Below are 212 nucleotides of genomic sequence, written 5' to 3' on the forward strand. Positions count from 1 at the left end.
TACACGTTCCGAGGAGGATGCACAGCGTCATAGAGAGCAAACGGAATTGCTGACAAGTATATACGATACTGTGCCCTGCGGAATTATACGTTTTATAAAGAGCAGCAACGGAAGCTACAGGCTGATTTCTCTGAACAGAGCCGTAGTATCGCTGATGGGGTATGACAGCATAGAGGAAGGAATGGGTGATTGGAAGGAAGGAATGCTTGGAG

Annotated in this window: 1 protein-coding gene; it reads left to right on the forward strand. The window is 47.2% G+C overall.

Translation table 11 applies throughout. The features are described from left to right. Window positions 1-46: 46 nt before the first annotated feature. Window positions 47-212, forward strand: a 166-nt coding sequence (locus tag HJV72_RS20450) for a PAS domain-containing protein (RefSeq protein ID WP_334299345.1), incomplete at its 3' end; no start/stop codon positions are given.

It is taken from the genome of Extibacter sp. GGCC_0201, from assembly GCF_017566055.1.
Taxonomy (GTDB): domain Bacteria; phylum Bacillota; class Clostridia; order Lachnospirales; family Lachnospiraceae; genus Extibacter.